Source organism: Brevibacterium pityocampae (genome assembly GCF_039541555.1).
GTDB classification, from domain to species: Bacteria; Actinomycetota; Actinomycetes; order Actinomycetales; family Brevibacteriaceae; genus Brevibacterium; species Brevibacterium pityocampae.
In genome coordinates, this window is sequence record NZ_BAABGL010000025.1 from 1 (window position 1) to 1,389 (window position 1,389).

Genomic DNA, 1,389 nt, shown 5'->3' on the forward strand with positions numbered 1-1,389 from the left:
GAGGGTGTTTCATTAGTTGTGTAAGGGTCCGGTCTCGAACCGAGGTGTGACCTGGTGTCCCGCCTCTGAAAAGGACCGATGACATGACCGATACTGCTGATGCCCAGAACCCCCTTGCCGGCGTGCTGAACGCCGATCAGATCGACGCCCTCGTCAACGCTGCTGAGGACCTCGGCGAGGGCCGCCACGGGGTCGAGGAACTCCTCTCCCGGATGACCCAGGCCGTGCTGGAGAGGGCCCTGGAGACCGAGATCAGTGACCACCTGGGCTACGAGCCCGGCGACCCCGCCGGCGTCGGCACGGGCAACTCCCGCAACGGTAAGACCACCAAGTCCGTCCAGACCCTCCAAGGGCCGGTCCAGATCACCGTCCCCAGGGACCGCAATGGCTCGTTCGAGCCCGTGATTGTGCCGAAGCGGACCCGCCGGCTGGGGAGGGTCGAGGACATGATCCTCTCGCTGTATGCCCGCGGGATGACCACCCGCGACATCGGCTCTCACCTTGAGGAGATCTACGGCTCCAAGGTCTCCGCCGCCACGATCTCCCGGGTCACAGACGTCGTCGCCGACGAGGTCGCCCAGTGGCAATCCCGCCCACTGGAGACGGTCTATCCGATCGTCTATATCGACGCGATCTGGCTGAAGATCCGCGACGGCGGCGTCGTGACAAACAAGGCCTGCCACGTGGCTGTGGGCGTGGATCTCGAGGGCCGCAAACAGGTCCTTGGCCTGTGGCTGGGGGTCACCGAGGGCGCGAAGTTCTGGGCCAACGTGCTGACCGAGATCCGCAACCGCGGTACCAAGGACATCCTGATCCTGTGCTGCGACGGGCTGACCGGGCTGCCGACCGCGGTGAACAGCATCTACCCCGAAACCGTGGTCCAGACCTGCGTGGTCCACCTGCTGCGCTCGGCAATGAAATACGCCTCCTACACCGACCGCAAGACGATGGCCAAGGACATGCGCCCGATCTACACCGCAGCGACCGTGGAGGCCGCCGAGCCCTTCGCAGAGACGTGGCAGACCAAGGCACCAGGGGCCGTGCTGGCGTGGCGGAACGCGTGGGAGGAGTTCATCCCGTTCCTCGCGTTCACGCCGGAATCCGCAAGGTCATCTATACGACGAACCAGATCGAATCGATCAACTACCAGCTACGGAAGATCACCAAGACCCGCGGCTCGTTCCCCTCGGACGAGGCGGCGATCAAGCTGGTCTACCTGGGCATCCGGAACATCGAAACCCGCCGCGGCGGCCAGCTCGGCACCGGCACCCAGGGATGGCACCAAGCGTTGAACGCTTTCGCCGTCCAGTTCCCCAACAGACTCCCCCTCTGACCACCCGGCAGAGAGGCTGATCGACCGGTCCCTTACACAGAAAACTTGACACCTCC

At 64.6% G+C, this 1,389-nt stretch carries 1 pseudogene; it reads left to right on the forward strand.

Annotated features, from left to right (window positions below):
• Window positions 1–83: 83 nt before the first annotated feature.
• A pseudogene (locus ABD883_RS11975) lies at window positions 84–1,333 on the forward strand (IS256 family transposase).
• The last annotated feature ends 56 nt before the right edge of the window (window positions 1,334–1,389 follow it).